Here is an 18,577-nt window from a genome sequence, read left to right on the forward strand (position 1 = left end):
GTGACCGCGCGGGCCATGAGACACCATCATGAGCTGCGTCTCCGTCCGCCCGTCAGCTCCCGTACGGGCGGACGGAGACGCGCCTTCCATGACCGCGCCCCGGAGGGTCACGCTTCCGCGGCCGGGCCGGGGCCTGTCTCGCGGACGACGCGGTACGTCGGCGCGCCCGTCATACGGGGTTCGGCCTTGCCGGTGAGGCTGTCGAGCGCCGCCTGTATGGCGGCCATGCGTCCGTCGGTGTCGGAGGTCGCCACGAAGTCCCGGTAGGCGGCTTCGCTCTCCCAGGCGACGATGTTGTAGACGCGGGTGCCGTCGGTGCTGACATGGAACCTGGCCGAGCGGTAGCCGGGGTAGAAGCGGACCCAGCGCTCCTGGATCGCGGCGAAGGCGTCGACCAGTTCGGCCTGCGTCGCGGGGCCGTCCACGGTGTAGTCGATGATCGAGTAGAAGCCGTTGTCGGTGCTCATGGCGGTCTCCTGGTTGCGATGGCGGTTGTGGTCGGGGTCGCGACTGCGGTTGGGAGTTGGGGGTGCGGTTGGCGATGGGGACGGCGAACGGGGTGCGCCCGGGTCAGGGGACGAGCAGGACGACCTTGCCGCGCCCGTGGCCGACCGCCACCTCGCGCTGGGCGTCCGCGGCACGGGCGAGGGGGTAGGTGCGGCGTACGTGGACCTTGAGCGCGCCGCGCGCGTACAGCTCGGCGGCATGCGCGAGCCGTGAGACGTGGCGCAGCGACGGGTCCGTGGTGCGGATCCCGCCCGCGGTCGCCCGGTGGTGGTCGACCAGGGTGATGACGCGGGCGGCGTCCACGAGTTCGAGGGCGGCGTCGAGGGACGCCCCGCCCGCGCCGTCGAGCAGCGCGTCGATCCCGTCGGGGGCGGCGGCACGCAGACGGTCGGCCGTGCCGGGCCCGTACGCCACCGGAATCGCGCCGAGTTCGCGCAGGTACGCATGGTTCTCCGGGCGGGCCGTGCCGATGACCGTCGCACCCAGCTCGCGCGCCAACTGCACGGCGATCGTGCCCACGTTGCCCGCGGCGGCGTTGACGAGGACCGTCTCGCCCGCCTTGACCCCGAGCATCTCCAAGGCGATGGACGAGGTCTGCGCACCGGAGTTCAGTCCGCCCGCGACCTCCCACGGCATGTCGGCCGGCTTGACGGTCACGTGTTCGACCGGCACGACGATGTGCTCGGCGTAGCTGTTCAGGATCGAGAAACCGGCGACTTCGGTGCCGACCGTGATCTCCGCGCCCAGCGCGTTCGCCGTCACGCCCGGGCCGACCGCGTCCACGACACCGGCGAACTCGTTGCCGGGGATGCGGGGCAGCGGGGCTACTTCGGTCAGGTACGCGGGCACCCAGCCTTCGACCACCGCGACGTCGAACGGCTGTACGCCGGCTGCCTTCACCCGTACGCGTACCTCGCCGGCGCCGGGCTCGGGGGTGGCCACGTCGGCCAGGTGCAGGACCTCGGGCCCGCCGGGGGTGTGGAAGAGGGCTGCCTTGCTCATCGTGGGCTCCTCGGGCGTCGTGACTCGGCGGCCTGGCGGCTCTGGGGTTCAGCCGCTCGTTGTTGCCGGTCACGAAGCTATGCGGGCCCGATGAGGGGCGAATCCGTAGAACTACGGGAGTTCCGCGGGGGTCGGGCTCAGCTCTTGGCGGCGGCGACCATCCGGTCCAACTTGTCGCTCAACTCGGCGAGTGTCTGGCTCCGGTCGACGCCCGAGATCTGCACGCCCAGTTGCTCGGTCAGGCTCACGCTCAGCTCGACGAGCGCCAGGGAGTCGAGGAACAGGTCGTCGAGGGCGGTGTCCGGGGCGACCGCTTCCGCGGGGCGGCCGAGGGTCGTGGTGAGCACCGTGGCGATCGTGTCGTACGTGGAGCCGGGCATGGCTTCCTCCGAGAGGTGGTGGGGGTGGTGAGAGAAGGTGGCGTGGGGGCGGGGATGCGGTGGTGCGGTGATGCGGTGATGCGGTGGTGGGGCGGTTGGGCCTGGGCGTACGGCCTGGGTCCACGGCCTGCGTGTGGGACCGGGGGCCGACGCCGAGGCCGAGGCCGAGGCTAGGGCCGGGGGCAGGGCTACGGTGTGGTGAAGACGAGGACGGCGTTCTGGCCGCCGAACCCGAAGGAGGTTGTCGCCACCGCGTCCATGCGCAGGCCCCGGGGGACCTTGGTGACAACGTCCAAGTCGATGTCCGGGTCTTGGCGTTCGAGGTTGGCAGTGGGCGGGACAACCTGGTGCCGAAGGCTCAGGACGGAGGCGGCGGCCTCGACGGCTCCGGCGGCGCCGATGGTGTGGCCCAGCGCGCCCTTGTTGGCGGTGACGACGGGCGGGCGCTCGAACACCGCCTTCAGCGCCCGGAATTCGGCCGCGTCGTTGAGCCGGGTTCCGGTGCCGTGCGCGTTGACGTGTGCGATGTCCGGGGCGGACAGACCGGCATCCGCGATGGCCGCGTGCAGCGCCTGTGCCGCGCCCGCGCCTTCGGGATGGGGAGCGGTGGGGTGGTGGGCGTCGCAGGAGGCGCCGTACCCGGCCAGGACCGCCAACGGCACCGCGCCGCGTGCCCGGGCGTGGTCGGCGTGCTCCAGGACCAGCATGCCCGCGCCCTCGGCGAGCACGAAGCCGTCACGGTCGGCGTCGAACGGCCGGGAGGCGCCCGCCGGGTCGTAGGTGCGCCGGGAGAGCGCGCGCATCTGGCCGAACGCGGCGCACGGGACGGGCGAGCACATCGACTCGGCGCCGCCCGCGACGATCACGTCGCACATGCCGGTGCGCAGCATCGCCAGTGCCGTCCCGATGGCGGTCGCGCCCGACGCACACGCGGTGCTGGTGACGAGGTTCGGCCCGCGGGCGCCGAGGTCCAGACCGATCTCGGCGGCGGACATGTTCGGGATCGTGCGCGGCAGGAACCTCGGTGATACGAGGTGGTGTTGACCGCGCTCCATCTTCGCGCAGACGTCCCCGACCGGGGACAGGGAGGCGGTCGCCGTACCCGCGACGACCCCGACCCGCTCGTTCTGGCACGTGCTCGGGTCCAGGCCGGCGTACGCCACGGCTTCGCGGGCCGCGACCACGGCCATTGCGGCGAACCGCTCCAACCGGGCGGCGAGTACACCCCCGAGCAGCCGCGCCGCGTCGAAGTCCGGCACCCGGCACGAGAAGTCGGTGGGGAGCCCGGCCAGTTCGGGGTCGCGCCGGGCGGTGGGGGTCCCGGCGAGCAGGCCGTTCCAGGTGGCGTCCACACCGATCCCGGCCGGGGTGACCAGTCCGATGCCGGTGACCACGACGTCGCGTACCTTCACAGCAGGCTCCAATCAGATGCGTTCGCAAAGACGTTCGCGGGTCAGGAGACTTTGCGGAGGGTGCGTTCGCGGGCGTAGATGTAGCGGCTGCCGTCGGGGAGGACGTGCAGCGTCACCGGGATGGGGTACGCCCCGTCGCACTCGAAGCCCGCGAGCAACGTGTCGGTGACCGGGACGAGCCGCGTCTCGCGGGGCATCAGGGTGCCGCGGGCCCCGCCGCCCGCGAAGCGGGGCCGGAGCCAGATGCCGGAGCCGTCGCGTTCCAGTCGCGCTTCGGCGGGCGAGCAGCGGTACGTGCCGAGGAAGGGCTCGATGTCGACGTCCGCCGGTGTGTTTGGAGCCTCGAACCGGCGTACGGTCACGCCCGCGAGCGCAGCCAGGTCGTCGCGTACGTCCGACCGCAGCGCCATGTTGTCACCGCCGTTCGAGCACAAGGCGATCGCGAGCGACGGGTTCTCAACGGCGTACAGGTACGTGAGCAGCCCGGGCAACTCGCCGCCGTGCCCATAGGTCGAGGAGTGCTTGCCCGGGTAGAGGCGCCAGCCGAGTCCGCGGTAACCGCCGCCCCAGGCACAGGGCATCGGTGCCTGCGGTTCGCGCATCGCCTTGACGGCGGCGGGCGGCAGGTTGCTTTCGGCGTCGGACATGTGTGCCATCGCGAACCGCACCATGTCGCCTGCGGTGGCGCAGAATCCGCTGCCGGGGCCCATGACCCTCGGGGTGTCCCAGCGCAGTGGCGCGGGGGTGGGAACGGGGGCGGACACGCGCCCGGGGTCGAGGGAGGAGAGGGCGGGGGCGGAGGGGGCGCGGTGGCCGGGTACGCGGCGGGCGTGGTCGGCCAAGTCGGGGCGCGTCACGGTGTCGTGCAGGCCGAGGGGGTCGAGCAGGAGGTCGCGCACGGCCGACTCCCAGACCTTGCCGGTCAGGCGTTCGACGAGGCGTCCGGCGATCAGGAAGCCCGCATGGGAGTACGCGCCGAGCGCGCCCAGCGGGTGGAGTTGGCCGAGGTCGGTGCAGGAAGCGAGGTAGCGCTCCAGGCAGTCGTCGTCCGAACCGACGTCGGGGAATACGCCGTTCTCCAGGCCGCTGGTGTGGCTGAGGAGGTGTCGTACGGTCAAATACCGCGTCGTGGCGGGGTCGGCGACCCGGAAGCCCGACAGGACTTCGCACACACGCGTGTCCAGCTCGACCGCGCCCTGCGCCACCAACTGCATGACCGCGGTGGCGGTGTAGACCTTGGTGATCGAACCGATCTGGAACATCGCGTCGTTGCCCATCGGGGCGCCGGTGGCCTTGTCGAGCACCCCGACCGCAACCTCGTGGACCTCCCCGCCCACACCGATCGCCAGTGTGGCTCCCGGGACATCGTGGAGGCGGCACAACTCCTGCAACCGCTCGCTCCAACGGGAGTAGTCGAAGTCCATCAGGGAGGTGCTTCCTTTCGGTGGCGCTGTCGGCCGTGCTTGCGTCGATGCCTGCGACGGTGCTTTGGGTGGTGTCCTGGTGATGCCGGGCGTGTGGTGCCTGGGTGGTGACGGCGTCGGTGGCGGTGACGCGCATCAAAGCTACAGAGCGGATGCAGTCATGTACGAATCGTGACGTCGGGTGGCGTGGCGGGCCCGCCCGCCACCACGATTCGCCGCCCCAAGGCACTCCACGCCGGACCACGCGACCGCACCGACGTCCCCGACCCCACCGACGTCCCCCGCGCGGTCTGCCCTTTGCGCACACCCACCGCAACCGACGCCCCAAGCCCCCAGCACCCACCCCCGGCAACGCGCCCGCTGTCACCGCGGTCCGCCGTCACCCACGCCCCAAGCCCCGGCGCCTACTCCCGCCAGCGCCCACCGTCACCGAGGCCCGCTGTCCCACCACGCCCCATGCCACCAGGTCTGCTCTCGGCTACGCCCACGGCCACTGAGGCCCGCTGTCACCCACGCCCCACCCCCCCGGCGCCTACTCCCGGCAACGCCCCCCGTCACCGTGGTCCGCTATCACCGACGCCCGATGCTGCCTACACTGCGGTCACCGCGCCGTCTGTGGCTCGCGTCCGCCGACGCTCCTTGCGCCCGCCGTCCGCTGCCGCCGACGCTCCTTGCGCCCGCCGTCCGCTGCCGCCGACGTCGCCTGTTGCCGGCGCCTCATGTTGCCGCCGTCGCCGACGCGTGATCTCGCGCGTATGAGGAGATGGTGTCCGACCCGGTCCCCACCCCCGGCGGTCCCTCTCCACCGGTTCCTCCCCCGCCCGTCCCTTCCATATCTCGGGAACGTCCGCCGCTGCCGCCAGGTGCCGACCAAGCCCCCCGACCACCCGAAACAACGAAGCCCCACCGCGTTCGAGATCCCGTTCGACACCGCGTCCCACCGCGACAACATCACGTTGCAACCCAGCAGCCCGGCGGTCTCTGACCCCGCAACCCGACGTTCCCGACAACGGGCGGCGACCCCTGGTCTCCGGACCAGCCACCCACTCCGTACCAATACTGCGGCAGCTGGCAGCCCTACACCTCAGCCCGCAGCCGCATCAATTCGCGGCGCGAGCCGATCCCGAGCTTCGGGTACGCCTTGTACAGGTGGTACTCGACCGTCCTGCGGCTCAGGAACAACTGGGCCGCGATGTCCTGATTGCTCGCGCCGCCCGCCGCCAGACGTACGACCTGGAGCTCCTGCGGCGTGAGAGCGTCGAGGGCGGCAGCCGCGACAGCCGTCGGCTCGGCCGCGACGGCGGCCTGCGTACCCCGCTCGCCGGCCGCCCGTAGTTCGCCGCGCGCCCGTTCCGCCCACGGGGCCGCGCCCAGCCGTGCGAAGCGCGCCTCGGCGGAGCGCAGGACCGTGCGCGCATCCGTGCGGCGCCGTGCCCGCCGCAACCATTCCCCGTACAACAGTTCGGTGCGAGCGAACTCGAACGGCCTGGTGGCCACCGCATGTTCCTCGATTGCCGCAGCGAACAGCCGTTCGACATCGTTCTCCCCGGCCTCAATCGACACGAGCGCCCGGCAGCGCAGCGCGACCGCCCGAGGCCACGCGACAGGCGAAGCTTCTGCCCACGCGAGAAACCTGGGCAGGTGCTTCGCGGCACGGTCCGGGTGGCCCGCGCGTACCGCCGCCTCGACCAGGTCCGGGACGGCCAATGCGGTCAACGCAACGTGGCCCGCCGGGTCCTCGGCGATGGCCGCGAGCCGGGTCAACGCCTCCTCGTAGCGTCCGAGTCCGAGGTCCAGAAGTGCGAAGGCCGCATCATCGGCAATTTGCCCATGCGCGTCGGCGATCGCCCGGCAGCGCGCTTCGTCGCCCGCAACCGCAGCGACGCGCAGGCTGATCCGCTGCAAGTCGTCGACGGCGTGCGCCTGCCGGGTCTCGCGCGCGAAGCCGAGCGCCTCGACCACCGTCGCCTCGGCGTCACGGTGCCGACCGGCCGCGAACTGCCCACGCGCCAGCCCGGCGAGGACGTCGGGCAGAGCGCTCACGGTGCCCCACGCCCGGCAGCGCGCCGCCTCGGCCTCGGCGAACTCGGCCACCGCAACGTCGTCGCCGAGGATCCGTGCCACGTGTGCCGCAAACATGCGGTCGATCAACGACTGGGAGGGGTGGGCGCGTTCGCGCTCGACGAGAGCCGTCATCGGGGGAACGCCGACCTCCGGATCGCCCACGGGCTCGGACGCGGCCAACTCGGCCATCCCCCGGATCGCCGCAGTGATCGGCGCTCGCGGGGCACTGCGCCCTGCCAACTCCGCGACTTGGCCGAGCGTTTGGCCATCACCCGAGAACCACGCGTACCCTGCCGCGATCGTGAGGAGCGTGCCGGCCGTTCCGGATTCGGCGTCGCTGTTGCCGCCGTGTCCTGCCCCGTCCGCGCCGCCGACGATCCGCTCGGCCGCGGTGGCCAACACCCGTGCCGCGCGGCGCGGTCGGCCCCGGAAGTTCTCCGCTGTCGCATCGATCATCGCCAAGGCGCCGCGCGTGACCGGGTCGTCGGTCAACTCCGCGGCGAGGCGCGAGAACTCGACCGCCTGGTCAGTCTGCCCGCCGACGATCGCGGCCTGCGCCGCTCGCATCAACAGCCTTGCCTGCTCGGCACGTTCCGGCGCCAGGCGGGCGGCTTGCCGGTACGCGTCAGCCGTCACGCCGCCGCGCGCCCACGCCTGATCGGCGGCCCGCTCCATCGCCGCGGCCAGGTCGGCGTCGGGACCGGTGGCAGCGAGAGCCAGATGCCACACGGCCGCCGGGACCGGATCGGCGGCTGGGGCGGCATCCCGCCTGCTACCTACTCGACCGGGCGTACCGCGCCCCGTCACGAGCCGCCCCGCTCCCAACTTCCCATCGGGCCCACCGTCGACCACCTCACCTACGACATCAACGACTTCACCCTCGCCAGGGCCATCGGACCCGCCGTCAGAAGCGCTGTCATAGTTGTCGGTCAGAGCGTCGGCGAGGGCACGGTGCGCGTTGACCCGCTCGGTGAGCGTCGCGTCCTGGTACGCCGTCGACCGGATGAGCGGGTGCCGGAACGCGTACGTCTCACCGGTCACCACCAAAACGTCCGCCTCCACCGCGGTGTCCAGGTCGCCGAGTTGGCAGCCTAGGCTGCGTGCCGCGGTGAGCAAGGTGCCGATCTCGTTGCTCCCATGCGCCGCTGCCACGGTGACGAGCCGCCTGGCACCCGGGGCGAGTTCCACCAGGCGCCCGCGGAACGTCCGCGCGGCGGCGTCCCGGGCACCGAGCGCGGCAGGCAGCGGCGCTGCGCCGGCCCGCTGCGCGGCATTCAGCGCCGCCGCCAACTCATGGATAGCGAGCGGGTTTCCGGATGACTCGGCGAGGATGCGCGCACGTACCGTCGCCGCAACATCGGGGGAGTGCACGGCCAGAGCGGCGGCCGCGGACTCCGCGTCCAGCGGGGGAGGAGTCAGCGTCGGGATCCCGGTAAGGCTGCCCGCCGCTCCGGCGGCCGTCTCGGCTTCGTCGTCCCGGACCGCGAAGAGCATGGCCACGCGCTCGGCCGCCAGCCTGCGCGCCGCAAACCCCAGTGCCGCCGCCGACGGTACGTCCAGCCACTGCACGTCGTCGACGACGCACAACACCGGTTCGGATTCGGCGAGTTCGCCGAGCAAGGTGAGCAGCCCGAGACCGACCAGCAGTCGGGCGTCGTCGGTCGGCTGCGCGAGGCCGAACGCCCCACGCAGCGCCGCCGCCTGAGGCTCCGGCAGCTCCGCGATCCGGTCGAGCGCCGGAGCAAGGAGCTGATGCAGTGCGGCGAACGGCAACCCGGCCTCGGACTCGATCCCCGTCGTGCGCAGTACGCGGAAATCGCGGGCATCCTGGGCGTACGCCACCGCCTCGCCGAGCAGCGCCGTCTTACCGATCCCCGGCGGACCGGTGAGGGACAGCGCCGAGCCCCGCCCACCGCGTGCATCGTCGATCACACGCGCAAGCGCGGCCACCTCGCCACCACGTCCGAAAAGCATCCCTCGAGCCTAGTCGTGCCCTGCCAACCCCTATGTCGACGCGGACAACGGCCTGATTTCAGCCCCGCACGTGAATCCCTACAGTTCCGAATCCCCACAGTCCCGCTGTCCCGCACCGCACACAGTCCGGCACCCCGGAACTCCCGCCCCCGCGTATTCGCAGACCCCGCGCGTACGTCGCCATCCCGTCCGCATCCCGCCCCCACCACGGCCACGATTCCGAGACGCCCCCTGCGCGAGCCGCACAACCACAATCCCGCCGCGCACACGCGACCGCCGCCTGAACCAACACCGCCTCGCCACGCCCGCAGCCCTGAGCCCGACCGCCCATTGGGCCGTCTCACCGCCACGTGCGCCCCCACCGCACCGCCGACCCGGGCCGAACCGCGCCCCAGCGCCACCCATACGGCTCCGCCCAGCCGCCCCGCAGCTGGTCCGCCATCCCCATGCAGCGCCGCCCACATGCCGCCCGCCCAGGCTGCGCCGCCCGCACGCCCGCACGCACGCCCAGAGGCCCAGGGCCGCACGCCCGCCCTGAGGCCAGACCCACCCTTGCCGACGGCGCACCCAACTGATCCGCCCAAGAGCCCCCTCCGAATCAACTCCCAGCGGTCAACACCCGATCACCGTCCGATAGCCCATCCCTCACCCCCGCCTCGAATGCCGTCTGCTCCCCGGCCAGTTGCCCACTCTCTGCCCCAACCCCCACCCCAGGCCCCGAACCCGACCCGGGCCCAGACCGCGTCCCTATCCCCGCCCCCATCTCTCCAACGGCCGCCGGGTAGTCGACGTACCCCTCCGCCCCACCGCCGTACACGTTCTCCGTCGCGGGCGCCGCCAACGGCACACCGCCTCGCAGGCGCGCGGGCAAGTCGGGATTGGTGATGAACAGCCGTCCGAACGCCACGAGATCGGCGCTGCCGTCAGCCACCAACCGCGCCCCGACGTCCGGGCTGCTCGGCGCGGGGCCGTTGTGATTGGCGATCAGCGTCCCGGACCACCGTCGCCGCATCTCCGAAACCGCCTCGAACTCGCCGCGCTTCAGCACATGCAGGTACGCAAGTCCCAGTGGTGCCACGGCCTCCACCAACGCGCCGTACGTCGCCGCAGGATCCGCCTCGGCAATCTGGTTCTCGTCGTTCCCCGGCGAGACGCGCAACCCGACACGCTCCGCGCCCACGGCCGCCGCGACCGCCTCGGTCACCTCGACCGCGAAGCGCAACCGGCCGTTCAGCGATCCGCCGTACGCGTCCGTCCGCCGGTTGGTGTTCTCCGCAAGGAACTGCTGCACCAAGTAGCCGTTGGCGCCGTGGATTTCCACCCCGTCGAACCCGGCCGCCACGGCGACCTCCGCCGCGCGCGCGAAGTCCCGTACCGTCTCCGCAATTTCCTCCGCCGTGAGCGGACGCGGCGTCACATGGGCGACCCACCCGTCCCGCGTGAAAATCTGCGGCCCGTCGATCCGTACCGCCGATGGCGCCACGGGCAACGCGCCTTCCGGCAGGACAAGCGGATGCGTCATGCGCCCCACATGCCACAGCTGTGCGTAGATCGTGCCGCCCTCCTCGTGCACGGCCTCGGTCACGGCCCGCCACGCGGCACCCTGTTCCTCGCTGTGGATCCCGGGGATCCCGGGGCCGCCCTTCGCGAGCGGATTGACGTACGCCCCCTCGGTTATCAACAGCCCTGCGCCCGCCCGCTGCCGGTAGTACTCGGGCGTCAGCGGGCTCGGCACCCCGCTCACATCGTGCGCCCGCCCCCGTGTCATGGGCGCCATCGCGACGCGATTCGCCAACTCGCGCCCACCCACCGAAACCGACGCCAACAACCGCTCGTACGCACCCACTGCTGTCTCCATCTCCGGTTCCCTGATCGTCTTTCCCGCTCGTCCCGAGCCTCTGCTCCGCTGATCCGCCGCTTCAGTCCTGCCGGCGGTCCAAGGCGACGACCTCCACCTCGATGAGCCAGTCGGGCTGGGCCAGGGCCACGACCTCGATCAGCGTGTCCGCCGGATAGGGCTTCACCAGGAACTCCTCGCGCAGCTCGATGAGTTGATCCAGATGGCTGGCCATGTCACGGACGAAGATCCCGACCTTCACCACGTCCGCGAACGTCAGTCCCGCCGCCTCGAGCACCCGCTGCAGGTTCCGGAACGCCTGCCGCCCCTGCGCCAGAAACCCGCCTTCCACCGTCCTGCCGTCCTCGGTGAAGCCGGCCTGGCCGGACACGTACACAAGGCCCCCCGCCCGCACCGCCTGCGAAATCTTGTACGACTCGTACCAGTCCGGCTCCGTGGCGATCCGCTCGATCCGCCCGTCCTCCGAGACCCACTCGCGCCCGGTCTTCGCCGCCGCCGTCACCGCAGTCATGGCACACACGTCCTCTCGTCAGATCCATGCTCATACATTTATTGCTTGCACATGCATATGTTGTGCATGCATGTAAGCTCGTGTCAACAGGCAATCCGAACCGACCGCAGAGGAGGGCACCCATGGACCCGGCCCGATGGGACGAACTCACAACCCTCCACGCCCGCGTCGAACACGACCTCGAACGAGCCCTCAAGCGCACCCACAACCTCGGGCTCTCCGAGTACCGCGCGCTCTGCCACCTCTCCACCGCCCACGACGGCGAACTCCGCATGCAGGACCTCGCGGCCCGCATCGGCCTCAACCAGAGCTCCGTGAGCCGCCTCGCCGCCCGCCTCGAAGCCGACGGCCTCACCCGCCGCGACCTCTGCCCCGCCGACCGCCGCGGCGTCTACACCGTCATCACCGACGAAGGCCGGCGTACGCAGTCCGCCGCCGCCCCGACCTACACCGAGGTCCTGACCGCGTCCCTGGCAACCCAGGCCACGACCCCCGCCTTGGCCCCCCTGGTCACGGCCCTCCTGGCCTGACCCCGGCCCGGTACGGAGTCCCTCCTCACGCGCCTGCGGGCCCACGCGCCTGCGGGCCCACGCGCCTGCGGGCCCACGCGCCTGCGGGCCCACCCGCCTGCGGGCCCCACCCGCCCTGCGCGCCTGAGCCCCCGCCTGCGTGCCACCCACCCGCCTCCCCGCCCCGCGGGGCTCCCCCTACCGCTTCAAGGCCCGATACCGCTTGAGCAGCGCAGTGACCCGCGCGTAGTTCGCCGCACCGTTCAGCTCGACGAGCAGATCATCAGGACACAGCTCGTACAGCTCACCCCACCACCGCTGCCGCTTGTTGTCCCAGATCCGATATCCGCCCGGCACCCCACGCGCCACGTACCGCCGCCGACTCACAACTCCCGCCCCTGACAACGACTTTTGATGACCTCACTCAGGGGCGAACGGCAGCGAACGACGGCCCAACTCGGCACGGCTGAACGTCGATCCGCTCCCACACACCACCCGTCACATACGGCTCCACCTTCAGCCAGGCGTCGAGCTCGTCCCGCGACGGGAAGTCCAGTACGAGCATGGACCCGATCATCCGGTCGGCGCCGTCCAGAATCGCCGTACCGAAGAGCATGCTCCCCGCGGCGACCATCGCGTCCCCCAGCCGGACATGGTCGTCCCGTACGCGCATTCTCCGTTCCAAAGCCTGCTCGTCGGTGCCGTCGTACGCCACCAAAAGAAACTGCACGCACCCTCCCAAGCCGTCCGCCTAGCATGTCGATCTCTTCGAACCGACAGGGGCAAGCATGCCGGACGCAACACAACGCAGCGCCCTGCAATTGCCGGACGGCTCGTGGTGGGACTGGGAGGTACTCACCTGGGCCCCGCCCAGTTCCGCCTTGCGGCCGGGTACGACCTGACGTACCACCACGGTCTGGAACTGGTCTTCCACGAACCGACGTTCGTCAGCTGCCCGTCCGCCTTCTCCGACGCCACCTTCCGCGCCCCGTCCCCCGACGAGCTTCTGCAACTGTCCCGTCAACTGGGGGAGGAGCCGCCCGTCGTGGTCGCATTCGAGGCCGACGCCGGCGGCTCCGAGCCCACGTCGTGCCTCATCGCGGCGGAACGACTCGACGTCGTGCACGAAACGGTCCTGAGGTACTGGCGCGACGACGCCGCCCCCGACCAGCGCTTCGCCCCCTGGGCAAAACCGCCCACTCCCTGACCCCCGCACCTCACCCCACCAACTCGAAGCCGCTCTCAGAGCCAAGGAACCGACCGACGATTACCAGTCACGCCATTCGTCAGTCAGCTCGTACCGCTCCCGCCTCTGACGAGCCATCAGCCCCGCGACATCCACACCGACGTCCTCAAGGGATTCGATGGTGATCAACCCCGGGGTCGGCCGATCACGCGAGCGCAGCCTCGACTTCGCCGAGCAGTTCTGCCAGCACCACGGCTACGGACGCCCCGTCCGGAACGTTCAGAACCCGTGGGATCCGCGCACCGGACACGACATCCGCGAACTCCGCCACGGCCTCGCCGGTGTCCCAGACGATCAACTGCCCCATCGCCACGGCCCCACGCGCGTCCTCTCCCATGCCGGGACCCAGGGTGACGCCTCGCTTTGAGCGTGGACGAGACCGGTTGGGCCCCCGCAACGGAATCCGCCAACTGCGGCCCCCGCGCGGCCCGCGGGCACTTACCCATCGATCAGGCCGCCCTCAAATGCGTCTACATGGCCATCATGTCCCTCGACCCCACCGGCACCAGTCGCAAACGCTGGACCATGCACTGGAAAGCCGCATCCAACGCCTTCGACATCGCCTTCGACGGACGCCTGTCCGCCACACGCAACTGACCCCCACACCAACCCCGTTACACCGTTCGATTTACAGACCCTCATTGGCGGGCGTGTGCCGCCCCGAGTGTGGTGTTCGGGCGCTGCGGAACGTCGGGTTGTGACGCGCGGCGCCGCCGGGGCGTCGGTAGGGGTGACGGGGCGGGGACGCTGCCCCGGGACCGAGGGGATTTCCGTGCACGTTTTCGTCAAGGGCGTGGCAGCGCTGGTTGTGGCGTCCGCGCTGACGGGCGGTTCGGCCGCCACCGCGCAGGCCGTGGAGGCCGGGCAGCATGCGTCGGCACGGCTGGGCGGCGCGTCGGCTGGGAGCTGGTCGGAGAGTGTCTTGCCGATGGGTGACGCGCAGGCGACGGTGATCGCGCGTCCCGACGCGTTCACCACTTGGGTGGCGGGTTCGCGGGCGGGCGTTCTGGATGGCCCCAAGCCGCGGCTGGTGTTCTCGCCGGTACTGGTGGGACGGGATGCGCGTGACGGCGGGATTTGGCGCGAGATCGCGCTGCCGCAACTACCGGCGGGCAGCGATGTGCAGGTGCACGGCGCGGATGCTTCGTCCGCACGCAGCGGCATGCTTGTCGGGGACTTCGACCCGTTGCTCGAGGGCATGTTGACCGAGCGGTGGGACGGCGCCTCGTGGCGAGTGATCCCGGCTCCGGTGCCGGAGAGCACTCTCGGCGCGGGCCTGCTGGACGTGGACGAGATCAGCCCCCGGGACGCCTGGGCTGTCGGTTACGCGGAAATCCTCGACGGCGTGGTGATCGACCCGGTGACCGGGCGGCCGCAGCAGCTCTCCCACACCGAGCCGGTGGTGCGGCACTGGGACGGCACCGCCTGGCAGGTCGTGGCCACGCCGCCCATCGCCGACGGCGGGATCCTGCTGTCGGTGACCGCCCTGGCCCCGGACGACGTTTGGGCGGTGGGCCGCTCGATGGAGATGAAGCCGGTCATCATGCACTACGACGGGACGGCGTGGACCAGCGTGCCGGTGTCCGTGCCGAACGGGGAACTGCGCGATGTCGTCGCGCGCGGCCCGCACGAGGTGTGGGCGGTCGGCGGTACGCGGGACACCGACGGCACCTTGGACGGACTCGTCCTGCGCTTCGACGGCCACACGTGGCAGCGGGTCACCCTGCCGGACGGTGTGGAGATGCTCGACCAGGCAACCGCCGTCCGCGGCGGGTTCGCGGCCGTAGGAAACCGTGAAGGAGACGACACCGCGTTCGCGGTGGCGCTGGAAAATGGCCGACTGCGGTCGCTCAACCTCGCCGTGCCGGCCGGGACCACCGCCAGCGGCATCAACGGCGCGGGCCCGGAACTGCTCGTGACCGCCTACCGCACCGACACCACCTCACCCGGCTACCGGCCGATCCCCCTGCTGCTGACCGGCTGCCGGTAACCCCTCCGGTACCCCAGCCTGCGGTACCCCAGCCTGCGGTCCCGGCGGTCCGGCCGGGACCGCAGGCACGCAACGGCCCGACGAACAACCGCCCTTCGTCAGCGGACCACCGGATACCGTCGCGTTTTCAAGATTCTGTAGGTACCTTCCCGCCGGTGACCCCTCAGCAGCTGCGCTATCTCCGGCGGGTCAGGCTGTCGAGGTATTCCAGGTAGTCGCGTGCCTGTGCGGAACCGGAGAACCTGGTGCGCACTTCCATGGCCAGCTCTCGGCTGATCATGAGCAACGACGGGAGTGACCGGCGCACGTTCTTCAAAGCCCACTCGCCGTACATCACGGCCTGGTCGAGGTCGCCGCCTCGCGCGGCCGTCACGCCGAGAGTGATCCGCGCTTCCGGGTTCCGCATGGGTGAGCGCTCGCTACCGTCGAATTCGGTTCCGACGCGGATGACTTCGTGAACCAGGTTTTGGCGGGGAAGGCCGTCGAGCCTGCCTCGCGCACCTGGTACGACTTCGCGCAGCAGTACGCGGCGCTGAAGTGGCCGTTCGCTTCGGCGAATTCGCGGAACAGCAACAGCGAGACGCTCACCGCAGTCACGCGGACGATGGCCACAGATCGCCCCGGCCGCCCGGATCCGGAGACGTTGCCGTGCGCACTTCGTGGCCGGGCGTTCGTCCCGGAGGAGCGGCGCGCAGAGATGCCCGCGCCTATCGCGAACGCACTCACGTGGGTTGCGGACGTATCTCGGCCGCTGGCCGACCTGTCCGAAGCTGCGGTCATGCGCAGCGTGCTTGACGGTCTGGCGCTCAAGCTGGACGGCACGCGGGCTGCTGCCGAGACGGTACGCCGCAAGCGGTCCGTGTTCTACGGGCCCTCGGATACGCCTTGGAGCTGAAGGAGTTCCGCGAACACCCGAGCGACGCGGTGAAGTGGACGGCGCCGAAGGTGGTCAAGCAGATAGACCGCCGCGCCGTCGTGAACCCCTCAGGCATTCCCGGGAGTTGTTGGCCGCAGTCTCGTACGTGGGTGGCTACAGACGGGCCCGTCGCCGACGCCTGGTCGCGTTGTTCGGGTCTATGTACTACGGCGGCACGCGGCCGGGCGGAAGCGACGGATCTCAAGGTCGCCGATTGCGACTTGCCCGAAGAGGGGTGGGGACCGCTGACTCTGCACGAGACCCGACCGGCCGCCGGGAAGCAATGGACGGACTCCGGCGAGACGCACGACGACCGCGCACACAAGGGCCGCGCAGGCAAGGAGACACGGCCGGTCCCGATCCCGCCCGTGTTGGTACGACCGCTGCGCGAGCACTTGGAGCAGTTCCCGAACGCGAAGGACGGACGCGTCTTCGGGAACGAGCGCAGGGGAGTGGTCGGCGCGTCCACCTACTCACGAACGTGGGAGGAGGCGCGGAACCTCGCACTGACGCCTGCTCAGGTGGGTTCGCCGTTGGCAGCCACCCCGTACGACTTGCGGCACGCTGCCCTCTCGTCGTGGCTGAACGCCGGGATGGACCCCACGGAGGTAGCGCGCCGTGCGGGCAACAGCGTGGAAGTCCTGATGCGCCGATACGCAAGTGCCTTGACGGACGAGAGGAGTTGAACAACCGACGGATCGAGAAGCTGCTAGAAGGCGAGGACTGACGCCGTGTGGCCGTGCCCCACCCACGATGCGCCCACAAGCGCGGGGTGACCTGCGGGAACGCTCGAGCGGCTTGGCCGCGATATGGCCGCGCCGCAGGTCACAAGGCTGCGTTTCGTGGCATACGGCTGCACACCTAGGGGATTGGTCTAAACCACAAAGAAGCCCCGCGCTCTGCGTTTTCGCAGGTCACGGGGCTTTTGATCTATCGAGCTTGGGTGCCCCTGGCAGGGACCGAAACAAATGGTCATACCTCTGACCTGCGGGTTTCACGCGGCCGCCTCGTGATCGAGGGGCGTTTCCAGCCGGCGATGCCCGGACGGCCGGAGTGATGCGCGCGCCCGGCGCACGAGACGCGCCCTTCGGCCAAGAAGGAACCCTGCGCGCCGTCACCTGGATCATGGGCGCCGTCGTAGGTCTCACCTTCCTCTTCGGCTTCGGCAACGTCTGGACCCTGGCTCTGCGACTCGGCGTACCTCCGTGGGTGGCACCCCTGGTTGCCCCAGCAGTCGACCTCTCGGTCCTCGGCTTGCTCCTCGCCGTACGCCACCTCGCCCTGCACGGAGCAGACCCCAACCAACTGCGCCCTGCGAGGCGCCTGCTCGTCTTCTCCAGCGTGATGACGCTCGCGCTGAACGTGGCGGACCCATTGATCGCTCGGCAGTACGGCCGAGCCGCATTCGACGCGGTCGGGCCGCTCCTATTGATCGGCTGGGCCGAAGTAGGCCCCGGACTCCTGCAAGCTCTCAGCGGTGTTGCGGGTGTTGACGGCAATCTCGAAGGCCAGTACGTGACGCAGGAGGAGCCGACCACGGACCTGAAGATCGAGGCCGCTCGTCCACAGGCTGTGGATCTTTCTGTCGGTGTCGAACAGGACCACCCGGAAGGCAGGCTGCTGAGGCGCGCTCGCGAGGAAGACGCACGTCACTGGGCTGAACACCGGCGGCCGATCTCCGCAGAGAGCCTGCGCAAGCAGCTTCATATCGGCGCCGCCCGCTCACGTCTGTTGGTCGCAATGATCCGGGCCGAAGCGTCCGATTCCACGGTCCGGAGCCTGTGATGACGCGCCGCTGCGCTCGCTTCTCTCATCTGCTCATCGCGGAAGTCGACGAAGGGGAGGGCGTGTTCACCGGCATCACCACGGGGGAGTGGGCGCAGGCTGACCGATTGCGCGCAGTGTCGGGGGCTCCCGCCGCCAGTAGGCGTGGCCTGCCGCGGTTCGGCACGGGCAGGGAAGCGAACGTGGTCTGGGAGGCCGGGCGTTGGCGCGTGGCCTCGCGCCTACAGCGCGGTGCCGCGCGCCGTGTAGCGCTGGGCGGCGTGTTCCAGGAACGTGCGACAGACCGAGGCCAGAGAGTCGAGCTCGGCGTCGTCGATCACGAAGGCGACAAGCCTGTCCTCGCCAGTCGCGATGATTTCGTTGGGTGCCGCGGCACGCAGGGGGGTCCAGCGGCGGCCGTGGGCGAAGCCGGAAGCGACCCGCCATGACGCTCGTGCCTGCCGAGGGTCCAGCCCGACGACCGGGGCCGCGTCGGAGATGATCTCCGTGACATGCGGCCGCGCCAGCGCACGAAGCCCAAGCATGTCGGCCAGGTGCTGGACCTCCTCGCGTCGCTCTGTGCCAGACTTCGCCGAGCCTTCGGGGGTGTGGCCGGTGTCGTCCTCGTGCTGGGCACGATTGCGAAAGTCTTCGGCCCATAAGCGGAGCGCACGGTGTTGGCGCACCTTGCGGGTTGGTCCGTCCAGCAGCCACACGGCTGTGGCGAAGTCCTCCACGGCGGCACGCAGCAATGTCCAGGGGGTGAACGGATCGACGCGTCGCACGTCGGCGACCAATGTCCTCAGGACTTCAACGTGGAGCAACCCCGCTGGCAACAAGCACCGGACCCAGCCGGCGGTACCCCACGACTTCAGGGGCCCGTCGTCCGCGGCCAGACTGCTGCCCGCTTCGGGCGGAGGCAACGGGATGATTACGTCACCGGTTCGGTGCGCCGCTGCGGCTTGGAAGAGTGGGGCCAGATAGGCGAATTCCTCGGAACCGCTCGCCGATGCGTTCATC

At 70.7% G+C, this 18,577-nt stretch carries 18 protein-coding genes and 2 pseudogenes; 7 read left to right on the plus strand and 13 right to left on the minus strand.

The annotated features are described in order from the left end of the window. Nucleotides 1–107: 107 nt before the first annotated feature. The 8 genes and pseudogenes from AB0C36_RS01225 to AB0C36_RS01260 all read right to left on the minus strand — a co-directional run bounded on the left by AB0C36_RS01225 (nt 108) and on the right by AB0C36_RS01260 (nt 11,132). Nucleotides 108–467: an antibiotic biosynthesis monooxygenase family protein gene (locus AB0C36_RS01225; RefSeq protein ID WP_358347404.1), complete on the minus strand. Its 360-nt coding sequence runs from the start codon at nt 465–467 to the stop codon at nt 108–110. Nucleotides 468–570: 103 nt separating this feature from the next. After that, nucleotides 571–1,509, minus strand: a complete 939-nt coding sequence (locus AB0C36_RS01230) for an NADP-dependent oxidoreductase (RefSeq protein WP_358347407.1) — start codon at nt 1,507–1,509, stop codon at nt 571–573. Between the two features lie 137 nt (nt 1,510–1,646). Beyond that, entirely contained in the window at nt 1,647–1,889 is a 243-nt protein-coding gene (locus AB0C36_RS01235) for an acyl carrier protein (RefSeq protein ID WP_358347409.1), read from the minus strand. A 188-nt stretch (nt 1,890–2,077) separates the two neighbouring features. After that, on the minus strand, nt 2,078–3,301 hold the full coding sequence (locus AB0C36_RS01240; protein WP_358347411.1) for a beta-ketoacyl-[acyl-carrier-protein] synthase family protein: 1,224 nt from the start codon (nt 3,299–3,301) through the stop codon (nt 2,078–2,080). A gap of 41 nt (nt 3,302–3,342) precedes the next feature. After that, a complete protein-coding gene (locus AB0C36_RS01245) occupies nt 3,343–4,725 on the minus strand; it encodes a serine hydrolase domain-containing protein (RefSeq protein WP_358347414.1) in 1,383 nt (460 codons plus the stop codon). Between the two features lie 1,077 nt (nt 4,726–5,802). Further along, nucleotides 5,803–8,763 carry an AAA family ATPase gene (locus tag AB0C36_RS01250; RefSeq protein WP_358347417.1) on the minus strand — a complete coding sequence of 987 codons (2,961 nt, stop codon included), beginning with the start codon at nt 8,761–8,763 and terminating at the stop codon, nt 5,803–5,805. A 775-nt stretch (nt 8,764–9,538) separates the two neighbouring features. Beyond that, nucleotides 9,539–10,621, minus strand: a pseudogene (locus AB0C36_RS01255) (alkene reductase); the annotation flags it as partial. A gap of 61 nt (nt 10,622–10,682) precedes the next feature. Next, nucleotides 10,683–11,132 (minus strand): RidA family protein, encoded by a 450-nt coding sequence (locus AB0C36_RS01260; protein ID WP_358347422.1) that lies wholly within the window; start codon nt 11,130–11,132, stop codon nt 10,683–10,685. Nucleotides 11,133–11,254: 122 nt separating this feature from the next. On the opposite strand from AB0C36_RS01260, the gene AB0C36_RS01265 reads away from it, so the two are divergent. Then, a complete protein-coding gene (locus tag AB0C36_RS01265; RefSeq protein WP_358347424.1) occupies nt 11,255–11,662 on the plus strand; it encodes a MarR family winged helix-turn-helix transcriptional regulator in 408 nt (135 codons plus the stop codon). Between the two features lie 177 nt (nt 11,663–11,839). Here the strand turns inward: AB0C36_RS01265 and AB0C36_RS01270 are convergent, their stop codons facing one another. Together AB0C36_RS01270 and AB0C36_RS01275 are read right to left on the minus strand one after the other, a co-directional pair. After that, complete coding sequence (locus AB0C36_RS01270) at nt 11,840–12,028, minus strand: hypothetical protein (protein WP_358347427.1); 189 nt, start codon at nt 12,026–12,028, stop codon at nt 11,840–11,842. A gap of 37 nt (nt 12,029–12,065) precedes the next feature. Beyond that, nucleotides 12,066–12,371, minus strand: coding sequence for a YciI family protein (locus AB0C36_RS01275; RefSeq protein WP_358347429.1), 306 nt, complete (start codon nt 12,369–12,371; stop codon nt 12,066–12,068). 105 nt (nt 12,372–12,476) lie between these two features. On the opposite strand from AB0C36_RS01275, the gene AB0C36_RS01280 reads away from it, so the two are divergent. Beyond that, a complete protein-coding gene (locus AB0C36_RS01280) occupies nt 12,477–12,848 on the plus strand; it encodes a hypothetical protein (protein ID WP_358347432.1) in 372 nt (123 codons plus the stop codon). Between the two features lie 184 nt (nt 12,849–13,032). On the opposite strand, the gene AB0C36_RS01285 is transcribed toward AB0C36_RS01280, so the two are convergent. Continuing rightward, entirely contained in the window at nt 13,033–13,224 is a 192-nt protein-coding gene (locus tag AB0C36_RS01285; RefSeq protein ID WP_358347435.1) for a hypothetical protein, read from the minus strand. Nucleotides 13,225–13,280: 56 nt separating this feature from the next. On the opposite strand from AB0C36_RS01285, the pseudogene AB0C36_RS01290 reads away from it, so the two are divergent. After that, nucleotides 13,281–13,484: pseudogene (locus tag AB0C36_RS01290) on the plus strand (IS256 family transposase); the annotation flags it as partial. A gap of 175 nt (nt 13,485–13,659) precedes the next feature. Next, nucleotides 13,660–14,877: a hypothetical protein gene (locus AB0C36_RS01295; RefSeq protein ID WP_358347438.1), complete on the plus strand. Its 1,218-nt coding sequence runs from the start codon at nt 13,660–13,662 to the stop codon at nt 14,875–14,877. Nucleotides 14,878–15,052: 175 nt separating this feature from the next. On the opposite strand, the gene AB0C36_RS01300 is transcribed toward AB0C36_RS01295, so the two are convergent. Beyond that, nucleotides 15,053–15,250, minus strand: a complete 198-nt coding sequence (locus tag AB0C36_RS01300) for a hypothetical protein (protein ID WP_358347441.1) — start codon at nt 15,248–15,250, stop codon at nt 15,053–15,055. An 81-nt stretch (nt 15,251–15,331) separates the two neighbouring features. On the opposite strand from AB0C36_RS01300, the gene AB0C36_RS01305 reads away from it, so the two are divergent. From AB0C36_RS01305 to AB0C36_RS01315, 3 genes are all read left to right on the plus strand, one after another. Continuing rightward, entirely contained in the window at nt 15,332–15,772 is a 441-nt protein-coding gene (locus tag AB0C36_RS01305) for a hypothetical protein (RefSeq protein WP_358347444.1), read from the plus strand. Further along, on the plus strand, nt 15,763–16,479 hold the full coding sequence (locus AB0C36_RS01310) for a site-specific integrase (RefSeq protein ID WP_358347447.1): 717 nt from the start codon (nt 15,763–15,765) through the stop codon (nt 16,477–16,479). Before AB0C36_RS01305 ends, AB0C36_RS01310 begins: the two co-directional genes overlap by 10 nt. 370 nt (nt 16,480–16,849) lie before the next feature. Continuing rightward, nucleotides 16,850–17,578, plus strand: coding sequence for a SpdA protein (locus tag AB0C36_RS01315; RefSeq protein WP_358347450.1), 729 nt, complete (start codon nt 16,850–16,852; stop codon nt 17,576–17,578). A gap of 221 nt (nt 17,579–17,799) precedes the next feature. Here the strand turns inward: AB0C36_RS01315 and AB0C36_RS01320 are convergent, their stop codons facing one another. Then, nucleotides 17,800–18,576: a hypothetical protein gene (locus AB0C36_RS01320; protein WP_358347453.1), complete on the minus strand. Its 777-nt coding sequence runs from the start codon at nt 18,574–18,576 to the stop codon at nt 17,800–17,802. Nucleotide 18,577: the final 1 nt, after the last annotated feature.

It is taken from the genome of Streptodolium elevatio, from assembly GCF_040649515.1.
Taxonomy (GTDB): domain Bacteria; phylum Actinomycetota; class Actinomycetes; order Streptomycetales; family Streptomycetaceae; genus Yinghuangia; species Yinghuangia elevatio.